General features: G+C 53.3%; 16 protein-coding genes and 1 pseudogene. 12 read left to right on the top strand and 5 right to left on the bottom strand.

The window, feature by feature from the left end:
* Positions 1-2 precede the first annotated feature (2 nt).
* The 7 genes from NTD81_RS09255 (at position 3) to NTD81_RS09225 (ending at position 6,983) form a co-directional block, all read left to right on the top strand.
* Complete coding sequence (locus NTD81_RS09255) at positions 3-251, top strand: hypothetical protein (RefSeq protein WP_262181851.1); 249 nt, start codon at positions 3-5, stop codon at positions 249-251.
* 57 nt (positions 252-308) lie between these two features.
* On the top strand, positions 309-551 hold the full coding sequence (locus NTD81_RS09250) for a hypothetical protein (RefSeq protein ID WP_262181850.1): 243 nt from the start codon (positions 309-311) through the stop codon (positions 549-551).
* Between the two features lie 111 nt (positions 552-662).
* On the top strand, positions 663-2,252 hold the full coding sequence (locus tag NTD81_RS09245; protein WP_262181849.1) for a hypothetical protein: 1,590 nt from the start codon (positions 663-665) through the stop codon (positions 2,250-2,252).
* The gene (locus NTD81_RS09240; RefSeq protein WP_262181847.1) at positions 2,252-4,996 is read left to right on the top strand and encodes a hypothetical protein; all 2,745 of its coding nucleotides are present in this window, start codon (positions 2,252-2,254) and stop codon (positions 4,994-4,996) included. Before NTD81_RS09245 ends, NTD81_RS09240 begins: the two co-directional genes overlap by 1 nt.
* A gap of 310 nt (positions 4,997-5,306) precedes the next feature.
* Positions 5,307-5,765, top strand: coding sequence for a hypothetical protein (locus NTD81_RS09235; RefSeq protein WP_262181845.1), 459 nt, complete (start codon positions 5,307-5,309; stop codon positions 5,763-5,765).
* A gap of 293 nt (positions 5,766-6,058) precedes the next feature.
* Complete coding sequence (locus NTD81_RS09230; RefSeq protein ID WP_262181843.1) at positions 6,059-6,433, top strand: helix-turn-helix domain-containing protein; 375 nt, start codon at positions 6,059-6,061, stop codon at positions 6,431-6,433.
* Entirely contained in the window at positions 6,378-6,983 is a 606-nt protein-coding gene (locus tag NTD81_RS09225) for an ImmA/IrrE family metallo-endopeptidase (protein ID WP_262181842.1), read from the top strand. The genes NTD81_RS09230 and NTD81_RS09225 overlap by 56 nt, the downstream gene beginning before the upstream one ends.
* 754 nt (positions 6,984-7,737) lie before the next feature.
* Here NTD81_RS09225 and NTD81_RS09220 read toward each other — a convergent pair.
* The gene (locus NTD81_RS09220; RefSeq protein ID WP_262181840.1) at positions 7,738-8,418 is read right to left on the bottom strand and encodes a hypothetical protein; all 681 of its coding nucleotides are present in this window, start codon (positions 8,416-8,418) and stop codon (positions 7,738-7,740) included.
* 127 nt (positions 8,419-8,545) lie between these two features.
* Here NTD81_RS09220 and NTD81_RS09215 point away from each other — a divergent pair.
* Positions 8,546-8,801 (top strand): annotated as a pseudogene (locus tag NTD81_RS09215) (DUF4113 domain-containing protein); the annotation flags it as partial.
* Positions 8,802-8,889: 88 nt separating this feature from the next.
* Here the strand turns inward: NTD81_RS09215 and NTD81_RS09210 are convergent.
* From NTD81_RS09210 to NTD81_RS09200, 3 genes are all read right to left on the bottom strand, one after another.
* The gene (locus tag NTD81_RS09210; RefSeq protein WP_262181838.1) at positions 8,890-9,723 is read right to left on the bottom strand and encodes a DUF3800 domain-containing protein; all 834 of its coding nucleotides are present in this window, start codon (positions 9,721-9,723) and stop codon (positions 8,890-8,892) included.
* 264 nt (positions 9,724-9,987) lie between these two features.
* Positions 9,988-10,377, bottom strand: coding sequence for a hypothetical protein (locus tag NTD81_RS09205; protein WP_262181836.1), 390 nt, complete (start codon positions 10,375-10,377; stop codon positions 9,988-9,990).
* Positions 10,374-11,612: a hypothetical protein gene (locus tag NTD81_RS09200; RefSeq protein ID WP_262181835.1), complete on the bottom strand. Its 1,239-nt coding sequence runs from the start codon at positions 11,610-11,612 to the stop codon at positions 10,374-10,376. The genes NTD81_RS09205 and NTD81_RS09200 overlap by 4 nt, the downstream gene beginning before the upstream one ends.
* Positions 11,613-11,861: 249 nt before the next feature.
* Between NTD81_RS09200 and NTD81_RS09195 the strand changes: the two genes are divergently transcribed.
* Both NTD81_RS09195 and umuC read left to right on the top strand, forming a co-directional pair.
* On the top strand, positions 11,862-12,293 hold the full coding sequence (locus NTD81_RS09195) for a LexA family protein (RefSeq protein WP_262181833.1): 432 nt from the start codon (positions 11,862-11,864) through the stop codon (positions 12,291-12,293).
* Positions 12,280-13,563, top strand: a complete 1,284-nt coding sequence (umuC, locus tag NTD81_RS09190) for a translesion error-prone DNA polymerase V subunit UmuC (RefSeq protein WP_262181831.1) — start codon at positions 12,280-12,282, stop codon at positions 13,561-13,563. The genes NTD81_RS09195 and umuC overlap by 14 nt, the downstream gene beginning before the upstream one ends.
* Positions 13,564-13,998: 435 nt before the next feature.
* On the opposite strand, the gene NTD81_RS09185 is transcribed toward umuC, so the two are convergent.
* Positions 13,999-14,898, bottom strand: a complete 900-nt coding sequence (locus tag NTD81_RS09185; RefSeq protein WP_262181829.1) for a LysR substrate-binding domain-containing protein — start codon at positions 14,896-14,898, stop codon at positions 13,999-14,001.
* A 170-nt stretch (positions 14,899-15,068) separates the two neighbouring features.
* On the opposite strand from NTD81_RS09185, the gene NTD81_RS09180 reads away from it, so the two are divergent.
* Both NTD81_RS09180 and NTD81_RS09175 read left to right on the top strand, forming a co-directional pair.
* Positions 15,069-16,391 carry an NAD(P)/FAD-dependent oxidoreductase gene (locus tag NTD81_RS09180; protein ID WP_262181828.1) on the top strand — a complete coding sequence of 441 codons (1,323 nt, stop codon included), beginning with the start codon at positions 15,069-15,071 and terminating at the stop codon, positions 16,389-16,391.
* A gap of 54 nt (positions 16,392-16,445) precedes the next feature.
* Positions 16,446-17,759, top strand: a complete 1,314-nt coding sequence (locus NTD81_RS09175) for an MFS transporter (protein WP_262181827.1) — start codon at positions 16,446-16,448, stop codon at positions 17,757-17,759.
* The last annotated feature ends 3 nt before the right edge of the window (positions 17,760-17,762 follow it).

Here is a 17,762-nt window from a genome sequence, read left to right as displayed (position 1 = left end):
CTATGGCATACGGATTAGTTGGGCTGAAGCAAGAAATGCAGGGTGAGGCCATGCAAGGCCTTTCCCAACTGTCACAACAGCAGCAACAGGCCAAGCTGGCCGAGGACCAGATGAATCAGCAAGCAAAGGCTAACACCCAATCGAGTCAGGTTGGCATGGCCACCACTGGCGCCATGGTGGGCTCCGCCTTTGGACCAGTCGGTACGGCCATTGGCGCGGGGGTTGGCTTCATTGCAGGGTCATTTATGTGACAGGTATAGTCGAACTGTCGCGATGTAATCGCCCTCTGTTCGGGAAGGATGCCTGTTATGTATATCAAGTTGTTCACCGGGCTGGTAATTCTATGGTTCTTAGGGAGTTATATTTACAACTTCCACATAGCCTCTAAAGAGTGTCAGCGGCGAGCGCGGGAATACAACAAGGTAATGGAAGCGCTTATAGACGAACTCGGGCCCACAAAATCGAGTAAGTTTTTCGATGAACACTCTGTCTTCCCTTTTATGGATGAGGGCATCAAGAAAGGTAAATGGGGTATTCGTCTTGGCTGGTAAAGCGACTGTTTCATGTGAATTACAGTGAGTAGCTAGGGATGTAAAATTTACCAAAAGTTAGCAACAGCAGACCAATAGGTGGAGCTGTTTCTTATTGTCGGGAGACAACAAATGGCAGGCGGATTAGATACCCGTGGTGGTATGGATGGCTTTACCCAAGGCTTCGGCCTAGTCAGTAATTTGCTTGCGCAGAAGGATCGGCGCGTGTTGCAACAGGCCCAGCTCGCCCAACAGGCAGAGGATCGCCAATATAGTCGCGAGATCCAGCAGCAAGAAATGGGACTGCGTAGGGACGACTTGGCGTATCGCCGGGAAACTGATCAGCGAAACTACACTGACACCCAGGCCCAGCGTCAGTACCTCCAACAGCGCGATGCCGACAACGCTGCGCGCCAGGATCGCCAATTCCAGGCAACCTATGGCCTTCAGGTCTCCGGTCAGCGGCAGGCAGCAGCGCGGATGCAGCGTGAGGATCAGCGCTTTGATCTTCAGCAACAGCAGCTGACGCGCCAGATCAGCAGGCAGGACAAGGCCGAGATGCAGCAACAGGATGCGCTCACTGCGAAATCCGCCTACGCCAAGATAGCCGCTGGTGGGGATCTGGACGACAACGACCTTGAGGTGTTCAAGCGCAACCCTTGGATGGACCCCCGCCACGTCCTTTCTCCGACCATGCAGGGCGATGTAGCGACTGCCGGCAAAGTATTCACTGGTGAACTCAACTCAAACTCACCTGAAGCTTTAGACGCGGTAAATCGTATGTTTGCGCCGAACATACAGAAGGGCGGTGGCGGTCAAAAGCGCATCGTTCAGGTAATGCCCGGCCGCACGGATGGGACCGTGGTGTTTGAACTGGAGGTGACGGGGGATGATGGAAAGAAATACACCGCACCGATGACCAAGAACCGCGGCACTGCCAACGACGCCGACGACGAAGTGCTTGAGGTGCCCATCGAGAAGTTGGTTGATCGCGTGTCCGGTTACAAGCTCCTGAGCGGCGTCTTCAATACTCCTGAGAATCGCCAGGCCGCTCTGCGATACGGTCAGCAAATGGGGTTGGCGCCTAAAGACCAATTGAGCAAGCCCCTTGCGGCTCCGGTTCAAAAAGCTGAGGACAAGGATCTTGAGGCGATTGCAGCCGCTTCGACCATGAACGATCAGCTATCGCGCATTGGCGAGCAAATCACCTCCGGGAAGCTCAATCTCGGTCCGGTCAATAACAAGCTCGCAGCGGCTCGCAATGCGATGGGCATGAGTACCGAGGAGTCGAGGAACTACGGCTCGCTCAACTCGACGCTTGAACAATTGCGCAACGCGAGTCTTCGGCTCAACGCTGGTGTTCAGACTGATGGTGATGCCCAGCGCGCCTGGAATGAGCTCATTACCAACATCAATGACCCAGCACTGGTCCAGCAGCGCCTGAGCGAAATCCGTGACCTGAACGAAAAGGCGATGGAGCTGAAAACCAACATGATCCAGCAGCGCCGAAATAATGCGCGTGCGGAGCCGTTGGACATCGGCACGGTCATTCCGCAGGTTGATCAGCAGCGAGGCTTACAAATTCCTTCGGCACAGTCGCAGTCAGCGCCTCGGCAAGAACAGCCTACATCGCCTCGGATCGCAAACGACGATGACTATAACCGCCTGTCCTCCGGCACGGTGTTCATCGACCCGAATGGAAAGCAAAGGGTGAAACCATAATGGCCGCTTGGGAAGATGCTCCGCTTCATGATGCGAGCGCTGTTGCGAAACCAGAAAACCGCTCTGCCAGACCCGCCTGGGAATCTGCGCCACTTGCCGAGAAAGAAGCCTCCAAAGAAGGTGGTTTTTTCCAGTCCGTGAAGAACTTGTTCACAGGCGAGGACCGGCAAACCCGCGCGACCAAAGAGCTTCCAGAGTTGCAACACTCGGGGCTTTTCAAAGGGCTCGATATTCCAGCCGGTCAGCAAGCTGCGTTATTCGCGGCTCTGCCTACCACAACGGATACTGGTGAAATTGCCCAAATGTTGCGTTCTAGCTCTCCCTATATTGGAGTTTCTCAAGATGAGAAGGGCAACCTGATTGCTGCCAACAACAAGACCGGTGTTCAGACGGTAATTAACAAGCCTGGCCTGAGCGGTTTTGATGTGGCGCAGGCCGCGGGAATCGGCGCTGCATTTGCACCTGCGGGCCGTGTAGCTACAGCGGCAGGCGGCGGTCTTGTGCGGCGGGGGGCAGTGCTAGGGGCTGGTTCTGCCGCTACTCAGGCGGGTCTTGAAGGCTTACAAGCAAATGCTGGCGGCGATGTGGATGGTAGTGAAATCGCGATAGCTGGTGCGCTTGGTGCGGCGGCCCCTGTCGTCGCGAGCGCGGCGGGCGGTGTTGTCGACGCCGGCAGGCGAATACGCGGCGCAATGCGAAATCCTGCCCAAGGTGAAAATGTGCAGCTCGTTCGAGCCGCCAAGCAGGCCAACATCCCATTGATGACCTCCGATGTATTTCCGCCTGAAACGTTCATGTCGCGTAGCGCGCAGGTAGCCGGTGAGCGAATTCCGTTCGCTGGCACGGGGGGAACACGTCAAACACAGCATGAAGCCCGGATAGCCGCGGTTGAGGATCTAAATACTCAGTACCCGACACCCCAAGCTGATCAGATCATGGAAAGCCTTGAGGCAAGGGTAGGTCGGCGCCGTCAAGCTGCTGGCAACAGGATTGGCAGGTACGAGGCCCAGTTGGATCAGGTAGGGGTTGTACCGTACGCCAGAACTACCCAAGCCGCAGAAGAAGCCCTTGCCGAGCTTAACCGGCCGGGGATTGTTGGGAGCCCTGAGGCGGCGAACGAAATCCAGCAGTTCATGCAAACGCTAAACGCAGCACCACAAACATACTCCTCTCTCCGTGAGAACCGCACTGCTTTGCGAGACATCGTGAAGTCCTTCGACGGCGCCGCGCGAAGCCAGCTTCCCACACGGGCGAAAGCCCTACTGACTCGTCTCCAATCAGCGCTTTATGACGACATGAACGATGTTGCGCAGGCGAACCTGCCAGTTCAGGACGTGCTGAAGCTCCGTCAAGCGAATGCCATCTACGGTGAGGAAGCTGCCAAGGTAAGCAAATCTCGCATGAAGTCGGTTCTTGATCGCGGGGATGTCACCCCTGAACTGGCCGAAAGTTTGCTTTTCAGTCGAAAACCGAGTGAGGTGCGGAGCCTATACCAGAGTCTCGACACTGAAGGCAGGCAGGCAGCACGAGCAACGATCATTCAAAAGCTCCTCAGAGACTCAAATGGCGCTGATGGGCTATCTCCTGATCGATTTATCAACAACATGAACAAAATGCCGGCCCAGGCCAATATTTTCTTCAGGGATGCAGACCGTAGACAGCTTGAAGGGTTGCGGCAGGTGTTGGATGCGACGCGACGCGCAGGTCAGGTTGGTGTTATGACGAATACTGGTCAGCAAAACTACAGTATTGGCGGTTTCGCTGCCGCAACTGCGGCAGGGCTGAAGGCCATACCTATCGCAGGCGCGATCGGTGGCTTCGCTCGTCTATACGAGAGCGCACCCGTCAGAAACGCCTTGATTCGTCTGTCGGAAAACCCGAGTACCGGCGCTTCGTCTGCTGCTGCCCAGGCATTGGCATTGCGCTTTTCACCTTACTTACAGGCATTGCAAGCCAGTGGCGGGGACGATGATATTGAAGATCCCGAGAGCGCGAGCGCATACGCTGAAAGGCTCCAGGAGAACCAGGCGGAGCAATATGGCGACAAGGATGGCGCCAAGCCCGGTGCCGTTCTGCCGGAGGTTGGTGATGATCAGACCGCGTTACCGCCTGCTCAAGCGCTGGATCTGGCTGCTCGCAGCGCTGCTACCTCTCCAGACAACGATCTGCCCGAACCGACCCGTGCCCAGAAGGAAGCGGGCAACTATCGCAAGGGGCATATCAAATTACAGGGGTTGGACATCGCCATCGAGAACCCGCGCGGTTCTGAGCGCAGGGGGGTGGATGGGAGCGGTAAGGAGTGGTCGCATTCCATGTCGGACCATTACGGCTACATCAAACGCACCACCGGCGCTGACGGTGACCAGGTGGATGTCTACGTTGGGCCTGAGCCGTTCAGCCAGCGTGTGTTCGTCGTAGACCAGAAAGATCAGGGCAGCGGTAAGTTCGATGAGCACAAGGTCATGCTGGGCTATACCAGCCAGGCCGCGGCGCTCAAAGCCTATAAATCCAACTTCGACAAAGACTGGAGCGTGGGTGACGTCACTGAGATGAAAATGCCGGAGTTCAAGGCATGGCTCAAGACAGGTGACATGGCAAAGTCTCTGGCGGCCGGCGCTTCCAAGCCTACCTTGAAGGCCATTAATGCCCAAATGTCAGCGGTGCGGTTAAGTGGCATGAGCGCCGAGCGCAAACAGCAGGAGTTGGCCAGGCTGGCCCAAGAACGGGAAAAGCTCGCCGGCTGACTCACCGCGGCCTGGCGGTATAGGGGCCGCTCTCAACTTTATCCGGCCGTGAGCCCTCACCCAATAGGTACTCCAGATGCCTGGACAATCTACAGACTCGGCACTTTTCACTGATCCAGACCGCTTGAAGCCGGGTGAGCGAGAGCCAATACGCGCGCTGAATCCGCTGCCGTTGGACGGCCAGGCGCTTTGCTCATGCAGTTGCGGGTGGTTCGGTCCCGTGGGACAACGCCAGGAGGGCGCGTGCCCTGCGTGCGGATCAAGCGTAGCGAAGGCTGCGAGCAAGGCTGTGCTACACGTTTACGAGGCCATGGCCAAGTTGCTGAGCAACACCGGTGAGCTACTTAAGAGCGCTCAGATTGACTGTATATCGCTGCGCGCAATGGTGGATCAGTCGGTTCAGAATTGCCGAACGCTGCAGGACGTCCAGAATCCACTCACAGCAAAGGCGGCGGCATTCGAAGCCTCAATTAAGCTGATCGGCCTGCCGGTGGATACTCCGACTGATGTGTTCCCAGGATTTGTTCAGTCCATCCTGCTCGACCAACTTCGCTATACCATGCACCGCGATGTACTCCGGCTCGACCCCGTGGCGTGGGATGGAATCCAAGATTTCCCCCAGCATAAGCTGACAGCTGCTGAGTACGATCTGGCCATTGACCGGCAGATATCCCGCTGGCGACAGGTTCAAAAGCAGGCTGAAGCTCATCGTCAGGAAGAGGGACGGCGCGTAGAGGGCGAGGCGGGCGAAGCTGCTCTAACCAAGTAGCGAATGAACCACGTTTGATTTATGCGCGACGTGTGACCATTGGTGATAGGCGCCCACGATGGGCGGGCAAACGCTAAGAATTTCAGAAATGACCAGCCGAAAGCTGGACCGTCTTATCGAGGCTTTCGGTAAATGTTACTTATAGTGCATATGCAGCGTCGCAAAGCGAACCGTCAGGTTGTGCAGATTTTCATACTCGAACCTGTATATATTTTTCATTTATAGCTTGATGAATTAGCAAAATGTGCTAATCTATTTTTCAGTGAGCTATGTTAGTTCGCTTGGAGGCATATATGTTGACTGAAATCGGTAAATTCCTTCGAAAAGCTCGCATCGACCATGGGTGGCTTTTGAAAGATATGGCTGAAGGCGTCGGAATCTCCGCGGCCCACCTTTCTACGATCGAAACCGGTAAGCGCCAGATCACGCAGGATCTGGTGAGCAGGCTGGGAGCCTTTCTCGGATTGAGGGCAGGTACACAAGAATACGCAACCTTGGAAAAGGCTGCGCTGCTCAGTCGTGGGCAGGTTGAGATCGGAACGAAAGGGATGTCTGCAAAGCACCAAGAGACGGCATTAGCTTTCTCTCGGCAGTTCAATGAGATGAATTCGAATGACCTGGATAGGATTCTTCAGGTTCTCAATTCTGCTCAAAAGAAAGGTAGATGAGATGAGTGGCCCATCATGTGAAGTACCTGCCCGAAGTGAGGCGGAAATTTTCAAGCTTGCAGCTACCGTGCGGTCTGACTTGAAGATAACCGCCGATGCGTTCCCCATCATCGAGTTTTTAGAGCTCGGTATGCCCCAGTTCTTCGACGGGTTCGCCCTTGAGGTTGGAACAATGGCGCAGATGGGGAGTAATCATGGCCTCACGATTCCCTCGGAAAACGTGATCCGATTGAGAGAGGATGTTTACGAGCGTTGTTGTGATGGCCAAGGAAGGGATAGGTTTACAGCTGCGCATGAGCTTGGTCACTACCTGATGCACCGGAATGCCCCAATTAAGTTTCACCGTGCTGAGCAAGGTAGGCTTCCTGCCTATCTAGATAGTGAGTGGCAGGCAAATAGATTCGCAGGCGCGATACTGATGCCTGAGAGTCTGATGAGGGAGTGCAATACGTTGTTTGATGTGATGCGAAGATTTGGCGTTAGCTATGACGCAGCATCATATCAAAATAGAGTTTTGGCTAAGAAAGGCAAGATGATAATTTTGAACTGATTGGAGTTGGCGCTCCAATCAATTCGGTGAGCTTTAGAGAAGGGGCTCGCCCTTGCAGGGTAGCTGCGAAAGGAATGTTAGTCGTTTCCTAGCGGATGGCAAGAAAAAATTTCCTTCTGCTAAGGAGGTGACTATGGAAGATGCCTAAAAAACCAGCCCCTAAAGGGTTCCGTTGGGTTTTCTGCCGATACCGTCGGGTGAAGAACTCGCAGCGCGTACTCGACGCATGGGAATACGGTCATGAAGCCTGGTGCTTCTTGGTCCGTTGCTAAACCATGCACACTGCAATTCCTAGACTAGCGAGGATGCAGAAGCAAAAAAGCTCAAGAAGTGCTTCTAACACTTCTTGAGCCTTGGTGAGGTGAATGAGGGTCTACCTAACCACCCTGATTCCTATACAGATGTCTTGGGGAAGACGTCAGCAGTGTAGTTGTGGTCTCAGATCAGGGCAAGCGAAAACCTTCTAACCCTTCTAGGGGAGGGCCTGCCATGGCTTACTCGACTATGAAGAGCGTTTTTGTGCATCGCTATTTTCGTTACCGGCTTGGTCGGTGGGAAAATGTATGCCAGCACTGGCGTTCTCATCCTGGTCAATTGACCTTGTTTTAAATGCGATAAAAATGGAGCCCCCTATGGGGCTTCATTTGCTGGCGGGTATCACAGGTTTAATCAGTTCTGGTCCTTTGTTTCGCACATTGCCCACGGTGGTGTTGACCTTAAACCACTATTCAACATAATTAACCGATGACTCTACTTATATACCAAGACTTTTCTTTAGAAGCTCGCCAAATATCGGCCAGATAATCGGTTGCATTGCTCCCCATGCTGGACCACAAACTTTTTCAAGTACGTTCTTCGCTTGTTTACCATTACCATCTTTTGCCTCTTCTACTGCTAATACCAAATTAATACGTTGTTCGGCAGAGACTGAATGTCCATTGTTCTCGAGTAGCTCAATTAGCTGGCTAACGATTTCATGGTCAGTGGAAATATCAAGATTTTGAGAGATATTATTACCAGCTGCTAGCTGTACGTTAGAGAATTGGCCTCCTGAGATAGTGAGGTGATTTGTGATACTCGGTGTTCTGGCCGGGCGGTTAGGGGGTTGTCTAGCCGCTTTGTACCCTAGTTCAGACAGGCTGCAATACTCTCTTTTACTATAGCCTCCCATCATTACAAAGCCGCTAGAAGGCTTATCCTGGTAAGGTGCAAACGGCCCTGTTCTTATGAATTCCCGTTTTTCAAGATCGGAGAAAGCCAAATCAAAATCAACTGTCGATATGTCTCCTGAAGCGCAGATCACTGCACTCAGGTCAGCAACTCGGGGGCCTTCATATTTTTTTTTCAGGTCGTTAGCAGCGAGTCCGCGCTCTGAAAAGTCTGCGAGTAAAGCTGCGAGAATTTGCTTCTCGGCTTCGTCGAGCTGTGCCGGCATGTCTAAATCCTTAGAAAATTTAACTTCTAATCCCACTGTGTGGTGTGAAATTTATACTTCTCACGACCAAGTTCGACATTAAATTGTGCTGGTTTGTATGTCTATGACAAGTTCACTAGTAGCCGCTTACGCCAAGGCTGAGAACCTGCTGATGGATCTACGCCAGCGCGGCGAGTTCACCGACTACATGTTTGCCGAGACCCAGCCTGTGGTGGCTGAGCAGGTGATGGACGTGCTCGATCAGATTAACGCTAAGCGGGGGGCGCGGCACGTTGCGCCAGGCTGGGGTGCCACTGGCGCCGGCCTGGGGGATGAGGCGCGAGATGTTGAGTCCGAGCTATACCACTAGGTGGGATCAGCTTTGGAAGGTGAAGGCAGTTTAGGTTTGATATTGGCAGTAAGGAGGACCGTTATCGCAGGCATTTCGCGGTACCGGGCCTTTTTTGTGTACCCGACGTCAGTCAGTTAGTTTCAGAAAATCGTAGTTTTACGTTGGTGTGGGTCTTTAACAGTTACGCCCCATAAACGCTGGCCGTCATAGGAGCAGTTGAATTGCATTGCACGAATACGCTTTGTGTACCGCTGTGCAATGGCGTCGTAATGCGCATGCGTATGGACATTATTAAAAGGGCCGTTGCATACCGCTCGCCCAGCGATTGGAGCAAGCAGGCTAGAGCAGATTAGGTCGGTGATCTGTAGGCAGGCGTGGTTGTCGCTAATGCCGAATACAGCTGTCTCCTCAATTGAAGGATAGGCATCTCCGCCGTTACCGAGTTTGTGCTTCTGCGTGAAAACTGAATGAGCTACATAGCGGTTCCGGACGGGATCACGAAAGTCGGCAATGATCATTCCACGGGAGCTTTGTTCTATGAGGTAGTGTTGAAAGCGCTTCGCTATGTTTTGGGCTGAAATCGAATAAACGGATTTGTCATTCAGATGTTGACCGTAGGATTTAACCCAAATACGAGATACTAGTTTCACGTTCTGGGCTTTGCAGATCGCAAGTACTTCATCCAGAAAACGGAAGTGATGCTGGGTTATTGGACTGTTTACAGGGTTTTTCCGGATATCTGTCCGAATATCGGAGCCTTTGATTTCTGTTAAGAGCACGTCAAGCGCATGATGGACGGTTGCAAAACGCTTCGGGTAGTATTTTCTCTTGAGCCGAATGAAGTCTTCGGTCAGTCGATTAATGCAGCCCGCATCTACAAATAGTCCTGCAATCACGAGCATTGGTTGTTGATTGTGGGTGGCGCTGTTTACCTGCTGCGAATCTCCAGATTCGTCTATGTAGCAAATGTGCATCGTAACCCCTAAAACAAAAACAGCCACCTAAGGTGGCTGTGGTCTGCTTTCGCAGTATTTAACGTCGGACTTAACCGACGTAGCTTTCAACCGTTCACGGTTGCAATGTGAATTTTGGGTATCGTTGTCCTATTAGTCAAGCTCTCTCAGGTAAAAATTCTGATCGCCCAGCCGATCATAAATGAGCGGATATAGGCCCATGCGCCCCTCAGCGCTCGGTATAGATCAACTAATGCTAGGGCACTCAAGCGCGAAATGAACCGGCTAGGGTTTGAAATGCTTTATTGCCAGGACAGCAATGGCAAACCAGACAATTGCCACGGCCAGCAGGGTAGAAGACCATCGCGCGCGCGCGCGTACCCCGGCTGGGACCTTGGCCATCTCGGAAAGGTTAACTTGGCCGCGCTTAACGTAATATCGTTGTAGGCAGATTGCCCCGCAGATTACGTTCAGCTGCATGTACCTGGCTGTGAACCCAGCGCCGGACCACATTTTCATCTGGTTTCGTATGAGCTGGCTATTCGGGAACGTATCCCTTACACGCTCAAGGTCGTGATAAACCATGTACACAGTCAGCGCCTGACCGGAAATTGCAATGAAAAAAGGGGTGACCAGCAGGGTGAATGGCCACCACGAATTCCAGAACCAGCTCATCGTGTACCCTCATACAAAAGTTCGCCAGCTACCTCTCCGCCATCGCCGCCCAGTCGGCCCGCTCCATAAGAGGCAGCGCCAATTACCAGTAAGGCGCAGGCCACACCCCCGACGCCTGCCGATCCGACCCCGATCGCCACACAGATTGGCCCAGCTAAAAACCGGGATGCGAGCGGCACAGCGGCCGTTCCAAGCGCTATGCCACCGGCAAAACTCCCGGTCTCTGTAAAACGGATTTTCTGGCAAGCCTGGGCATCTCCTGCTTGGCACACCTCCTGAACCTTTAGGCTAGAAGCAGTTCCACCGAGAGCAAGGCCGATATAACCACCGGCTTTGAGGAATTTTGCTGCTTTTGAGACTTCGGTCATGTGGGTGGCGTAGCCGGGGATTTGCCCTGGTGCGCCGCTGCGGCTCCAGTGGTGCACTAGGCTTTTGGTGGATATGCCTAGGTCTTGGCGGAGGGTGTGGTAGCTACCTAGGCCCAGCTGTTTGCCGAGAAATGTAGCTTTGAGTTGGCTGTCGAGTTGGCGCAGTAGTTGTTGGCGTGTGGCAAAGAATTGTTGGCTTTGTAGGTGACCGTGGGCGGTGAATTCGCGCTGATGCAGGTATTCAATGTCGCGCAATGTGCTTTGTATCTGTTGGAGCCCTTTATCTAGGACGTCTTTTGTGATGCCAAGCGATTGGCTAGCGCCATCGATCATGAGGCTTATTTCTGCCTGGTGTTGCACCATGAAGTTGGCTTCAGTTTCGCTAAGGGGGGCTAGGGCGGTGCGTACCTGGGCGGCGGCAGCCATGAGGTCCGCCTCTTCGCGCAAGCACGCGGTGGGGTTGATGAGGTTGCCTAGTACGAGTATTTCCCCTGCTTTGTAGCCTTGGCTGAATGTGGGGTTCAGCGATTTGATGCGGGTGAGGATGTTTGGGGTTGGTGGGTCGGTAAACAGTTTGGCGATGACCTGATCGCCGCTCATGCTTTGTTGTATGACATAGAAGCCGGGCGATTGGGGCGCTGGGCTTTTGAGCAGGTCTGTTTGGGGGGCAGTTTTTTCAGCTGTGGCGGAGGCTTGGTTCCAGGCCGCAAATGATGCTCCGCCGTTGTTGGACTTTAGATGGGTTAGGGTGTCTTGGGTCGTGTTTCGGGCCCTGGTTTCGAAGTTGCTGAGGCTATCGACCTTCCAGTCTGAGTCTGCCTGCCAAGCTCCGTCGAATTCATAGGTTGGCGCGGTGCGCTTTTCCATAGCTGCTTTCCATGTCTTTTATTGAATGCCCTGTTGGGGTCTCCTTAGTCTTTGATTCTGCCCGGGCTTTGTGTGGGTGGGCAATGTTGTAGGTCAGATTTTGCCGCGCGCTAGAGCCTTGGCGGGCATTTTTTGTGCCGGATGGCCCCGGTTCACGGGCGTTTGCGGTGTGCTGTTTGGTCGGCTGGTGGCTTCATTTCTACGACGGGGCGTGGTCTACTGTACGCATGTACAGTATTCGGTATGCTTATGACTTTTAAGCTTTTAGGGCGGCCAACCAATGGAGGGGTGCGCTTGCCGTTTTTTTTGTTTCGGGTGCCTGCGGGTTTCCCGAGCCCTGCTCAGGATCATTTGGAGCATGAGATTTCCCTGGATGAGTTGTTCGATCTGCGGGCGCCGCATTCGTATGTGGTGAAGGTGGCGGGCGACAGCATGGTTGGGGCTGGGATTTTTGATGGGGATTTGTTGGTGGTGGATCGCTCGCGGGAGGCGCGCCAGGGCGATGTGGTGATTGCGGCGCTGAATAATGAGCCGTTGGTGAAGCGATTGTGCAGGGACGGGGCGCAGGTGGTGTTGCGCTCGGAGAATCCGGTTTATCCGCCGCGTTATGTGTTGGAAGGGGATGAGCTGTGTGTGTGGGGAGTGGTGCGGTTTAGTGTGCGTTGCCATGACGCAGGGTGAGCGGGTTTTTGCTCTGGTGGATTGCAATTCGTTTTACGCGAGCTGTGAGCGGGTGTTTCGCCCGGACTTGGCGCGGGTGCCGATTGTGGTGCTATCTAACAATGATGGGTGTGTGATTGCGCGCTCGGCGGACGCGAAGCCGTTTGTGAAGATGGGGGTGCCGTATTTTCAGATTAAGGTGGATTTGAAGCGCCATGGCATTTTGGCGTTTTCGAGCAATTACGCGCTGTACGGGGATATGAGTCAGCGGGTGATGTCGGTGATTGAGTCGATGGTGCCGGCGCTTGAGGTGTATTCGATCGATGAGGCCTTTGCTGAGTTGTCGGGCTTGCCTGAGGGCTCTATCGAACGCTTGGGCCGGGACATTAGGGCGAAGGTGTTGCGGTGTACGGGTATCCCGACAGGGGTTGGGATTGCGGGCACTAAGACGCTGGCTAAGTTGGCCAATCATGCGGCGAAGCGTTGGCAGCGGCAGACGGGCGGGGTGGTAGATATCCGCGATCCGGTGCGCCGCAATAAGTTGTTGCGGGCGATTGAGGTGGCTGAGGTGTGGGGCATCGGCCGGCGGATGACGGCTCATCTTGAGGCTATGAATATTAAGACGGCCTGGGATTTGGCGCAGGCGGATGCGTGGACGCTGCGTAAGCAGTTTTCGGTTCTGGTGGAGAAGACGGCGCGGGAGTTGCGCGGCACGCCCTGCTTAGACATTGAGGAGGCTGTCCCTGCAAAGCAGGAAATCTGCTGCAGCAGGATGTTCGGAAAACGCCTGCATGAATTGCCGCCAATAAGGGAGGCCGCGGCAACCTACGCTGCTCGAGCGTGCGAGAAACTCCGCACGCAGGGCTCATTGTGCCGGCGTGTACGGGTGTCGATTCGCACTGGCATGTTCAATCCGGACGAAGCCAAGTACTCCAAGGGCGCACTGATCGAACTGCCTTACCCGAGCGATGACACGCGAGTTATTACCGCCGCCGCAATGCAAGGCTTGGACCGAATATTCAAAGAGGGCTATGCCTACAGCAAAGCCGAGGTGCTGCTGCTCGATCTGCGTCAGCGCGGCGAGTTTACCGGTGACCTGTTTGCTGTTGAGCAGCCGGCAACTACTGATCGAGTAATGGGTGTGCTCGATCAGATCAACGCTAAGTACGGGCGCGGCACGCTACGCCCTGGGCGAATCAAACCGTCCGCTGACTGGATGATGCGGCGTGAACTCATGAGCCAAAGCTACACAACGAGGTGGGATGAACTGTGGGAAGTGAAGGCTCAGTAGCACTGATATACCTGAGCTTCACTAAAAGGAGCGGTGCTCGAGAAGGGCCAGGATCGACAATGTTTGAGCCGCAACCTCTACGCTACTGCTACAGGATTGTTGTACCGCCGCAGTATCAGCAGGCTTGGGAAAAGCCCGTTAGCTGTAGGAAAATACAGTGCCTAAGTTATTGATTTTACGTGGTGTTTTAAGGCTTTTTGTAAAGCATAAATAACTAACTAATTTCTTTAAAATCAACTAGATATGGGTATTTGGCTGCCATCTTGACATGGTGGGGGTCGTTGGTTCGAGTCCAATCGTGCCTACCAAACAAAATCCGCTCTGCTGGCGGTCTAGAAGGGTGATCCGAAAGGGTCACCCTTTTTTGTTGTGCAAAGCTTCTACAAAAGCCCTTCCCGTTACAGATCGAATTGAGTAACGCATAAGCCTTCAGAGTTACTGAAGCGTACTTAACACCCAATTTTTGAATACTTCGGCAGCGGGTGAAAGAGGTTTTGAGGCATTGCAGACGAGATAATCGGCTTTGCCCGTGTGATAAGCGAAGGGCCCTAGCTGCTTAATGATTCCGCTGCTAATAGAATCTCGCGCCATAAACTCCCAACCTAGCGCAACCCCCAGACCTTGTGCGCTTGCGCTTAGGGCCAAGGTCACTTGGTTGTAAATCAATATGTTTTCAGGTGGCTGATAGGCAACATTGAAGTGTTTAAACCAGTCGCTCCAGTTCATCCAGTTCCATGCTCTTGGATCAAGCTGTACTAAACGCAGCGCCAGTATTTGTTCGGGGCTGATAATTTCCGGCGCCTGGAAGCTACTGCTGCATATTGGAAATATAACCTCATCGAACAGTTTGCAAGCATGCAATCCCGGCCATGCTGCATTCCCGTAAAGAATTCCAAAGTCGTGCCCTAAGCATGCCTCCGCACTGATGTCATTGGTCGACACAATGTTGACTGTAATGTCCGGGCGAACCTGATTGAACAGTACCAGACGTGGAAATAGCCAATAGTGTGATACTGCCTGAGTGCAAATCACGCTCACCACATTGCTCACTTGCCAGCGTTTTATGCGCGCTACGGTATCGCTTAGAGCGTTTAAAAGCGGTTGCGTACTCTCGTAAAGCTCTTGCCCCGCTTTGGTTAAAGCCACGCCTCGTTGCTGTCGGTCGAACAGCGGAAATTGCAAGTTTTGCTCAAGGCTTTTTATTTGTTTACTGACAGCGCTTTGGGTAACACATAACTCGTCTGCCGCCAGGGTGAAGCTTCCGAGTCGGGCGACTGCTTCAAAATAAGCCAAGGTGTATATGGGTGGCATATTTTTGTTGCCTTGATAACTCATACCGCGCACTCGTGAGTTCTGTGGTTAAGGACTGTGGGTTTTAGCAAGCGCTAGCCTAACGCATTAGGCCTGTTCTTAGCATTCCGAAACGGAATGCCAGGATGAAATTATATCGCTTGTTGATGGGGCCTCTGTGAACGACTTTAGCGGCGTTTACGAGGAGAGCATTTATGCAAAAAATAAAAAAATTCCCGCGCGTCGACGGTGATCTGGGTTGGTTTGAAACTTCGCCAAATCGAGATCAGCATTTAGGCAAACGCCTCAAAGGCGAACAAAGCTTCGATATTGCGATCATTGGTGCCGGTTACACTGGGCTTTCACTTGCTCACAGGCTCGCTGAATTAAATCCAACTGCAAAAATTGCTTTGATTGAGGCTATGCGTGTAGGGCAGGGAACCTCAGGGCGTAACGCCGGATTTATCATTGATTTGCCGCATAACTTAGATGCAGGCAAGCCCGATATTGCCCATGATCACCAACTTTATCGGCTCAATACCTTTGCCATCGAACGGCTGAAGTATTTCAAAGACAAGTTCAACATCGATTGCAACTGGCACTTGGCTGGCAAGTATATGGCCGCTCACGAAAGCAGTAACCTGTCCGGCCTTGACAGCTTTGCGGCAACGCTTGAAGCCTGCCACTTCGACTATGAGCGGGTTCAAGGCCAAGCGTTGGCAAAGCGCCTGGGTACGTCTTACTACCAGTCGGCTATTTATACGCCTGGCAACATCCTGATGAATCCGGCCTCCTTGGTCCGCGGGGTTGCCGCAGCCTTGCCTAGCAATGTCAGCCTTTTTGAGCAAAGCCCGGTTGTATCCTGCGAGTACGGTGCACCTAATGTCATCAAGGTGGTCGGTGGAACATTGCGTGCCCACACCTTGGTACTGAGCGCCAATGCTTACAGTGAGGAGTTTGGTCAGGTGGCTAACCGCTTGGCCCCGGTGTTCACCTATGCAAGCCTGACTGAGCAACTGTCCGATGACGACTATCAACGCCATTTCAAAGACGTTGCTGCTTGGGGGCTGACCTCTGCGCATCCTGCGGGTACAACGGTGCGCCTAACTAATGACCGGCGCATTTTTATCCGTAACGTCTTGGACTTTGAGCCAACATTGCAGAGCACTCAAGAAGGCCTGCACAGCGCTTGGGCACAGCATCGTAAGTCGTTTGAGGTGCGCTTCCCGCAGTTAAAGAAGATGATTTTTGACTACACCTGGGGCGGCATGCTGTGCATGACGCTCAACCATGAGTCCATCTTCAAAAAAGCGGCGGATAACGTCTACGTCATTGGGGGGTGCAATGGTGTGGGTGTCGCTAAGGGAACTTACCTCGGCTACTACATGGCGGACTACATCAATAACGTTAAAAGCCCTGACCTGGAGTTCATCCTTAACCACAGTAATCCAAGCTGGGTGCCTCCTGACCCGTTGCGCACCCTAGGTGCGCGTATGCGCCTTAAAAGCGAATCGAAAACCGCAGGCGGTGACATTTAAGTCAACGTCGAGGAACTGCAGTAAATAGCTATAACCGTCCCAAGGAAAAAAATAATGACAACAATTTCCCAAACCTCAGCGCATGTTTTCGAAGATGCGCCATTACGTTCATTGCATATCAAAGCTGCTGCCGGCGGTATGGGTGGCCAGTTCAGCGATGGCTACATTCTAGGCTTGATTGGCATTGCCATGAGCCTAGCGACCACACCGCTCGGGCTGACCACCTATTGGTTGGGGTTAATCGGCTCGGCATCTTTGATTGGCATTTTGTTTGGCAGCTTGCTGACTGGACCGCTTGCCGACCGTATTGGCCGTAAAAATATTTACACTTGGACGATGGGCGTTTTTTTCATCGCCTCAGTCGCGCAGTTCTTTGTCACTGATCCTACGCAGCTCTTAGTACTGCGCCTGATCCTAGGTTTTGCTTTGGGCGCAGATTACGTCGTGGGGATTTCATTAGTCAGTGAGCTGGTGCCCAAACGCCTGCGAGGGCGCTTGATGAGCATGATGATGGTCGCTTGGGTCGCAGGTTTTAGCTGCGCTTACGGGATCGGTTATATGCTCCAGAGTCTCGGCGATGATGCTTGGCGCTGGATTCTTTTCAGCAGCGCTGTGCCGGCCTTTGTGGTGCTGCTGGTAAGGTTTAATACACCTGAATCCCCTCTGTGGTTAATCAATAGAGGGCGTGAAGCTGAAGCGCGCGAGATCGTCAGTAAGCGCCTTGGCAGCGATATCCAGCTACCTCAGGCAGATGCAAAGACGCAGTCGGCTTCCTGGACGCAATTGTTTAGTAAAAAGTGGCGACGCAACACCTTTGTAGGTGCGATGTTCTATACCTGCCAAGTCATTCCGTACTTCGCTATGAGCACGTTCATACCGCGCATTCTGGAAACGCTTAATGTTGAAGATGGCTACGCCAGTGGCATCGTGTACAACGTGTTTCTGCTCTTGGGATCGATCATTGGCTTGTTAATTATTAACAAGATTTCGCGCCGGGCATTTTTGGTCGGTAGCTTCTATATCACTGCCGCCAGTCTGGCCGTGCTGGCTCTTTGGTCCGGCATGCCTGCGTTACTAGTGGTCACGCTGTTCGCGGTATTCGCTTGCGTATTGGCTGGTGCCGGCGTCTTGGAGTTTGCCTATACGCCTGAGCTTTTCCCCACCGAATTGCGCGCCTCCGGCGTAGGTTTTGTAGTGGCTGCAAGTCGATTAGGTGGTGCAGGCGGTACCTTTATTCTGCCCGTGCTAATGGAAAGTTACGGCACGCCCGCGGCGCTTGGCGGTTGCGTATTGGCACTACTGGTGGGCGCTATTGTTTGCCAGCTTTGGGCTCCAGAAACTGGCTTAAAGCCTGTCCAGGGACACTAAAAT

Origin of the sequence: Pseudomonas sp. 5P_3.1_Bac2 (genome assembly GCF_025465995.1) — a bacterium.
GTDB lineage: Bacteria > Pseudomonadota > Gammaproteobacteria > Pseudomonadales > Pseudomonadaceae > Aquipseudomonas.
Note: the sequence above shows the minus strand (reverse complement) of the source record. Positions and strands in the feature narration are given on the sequence as shown.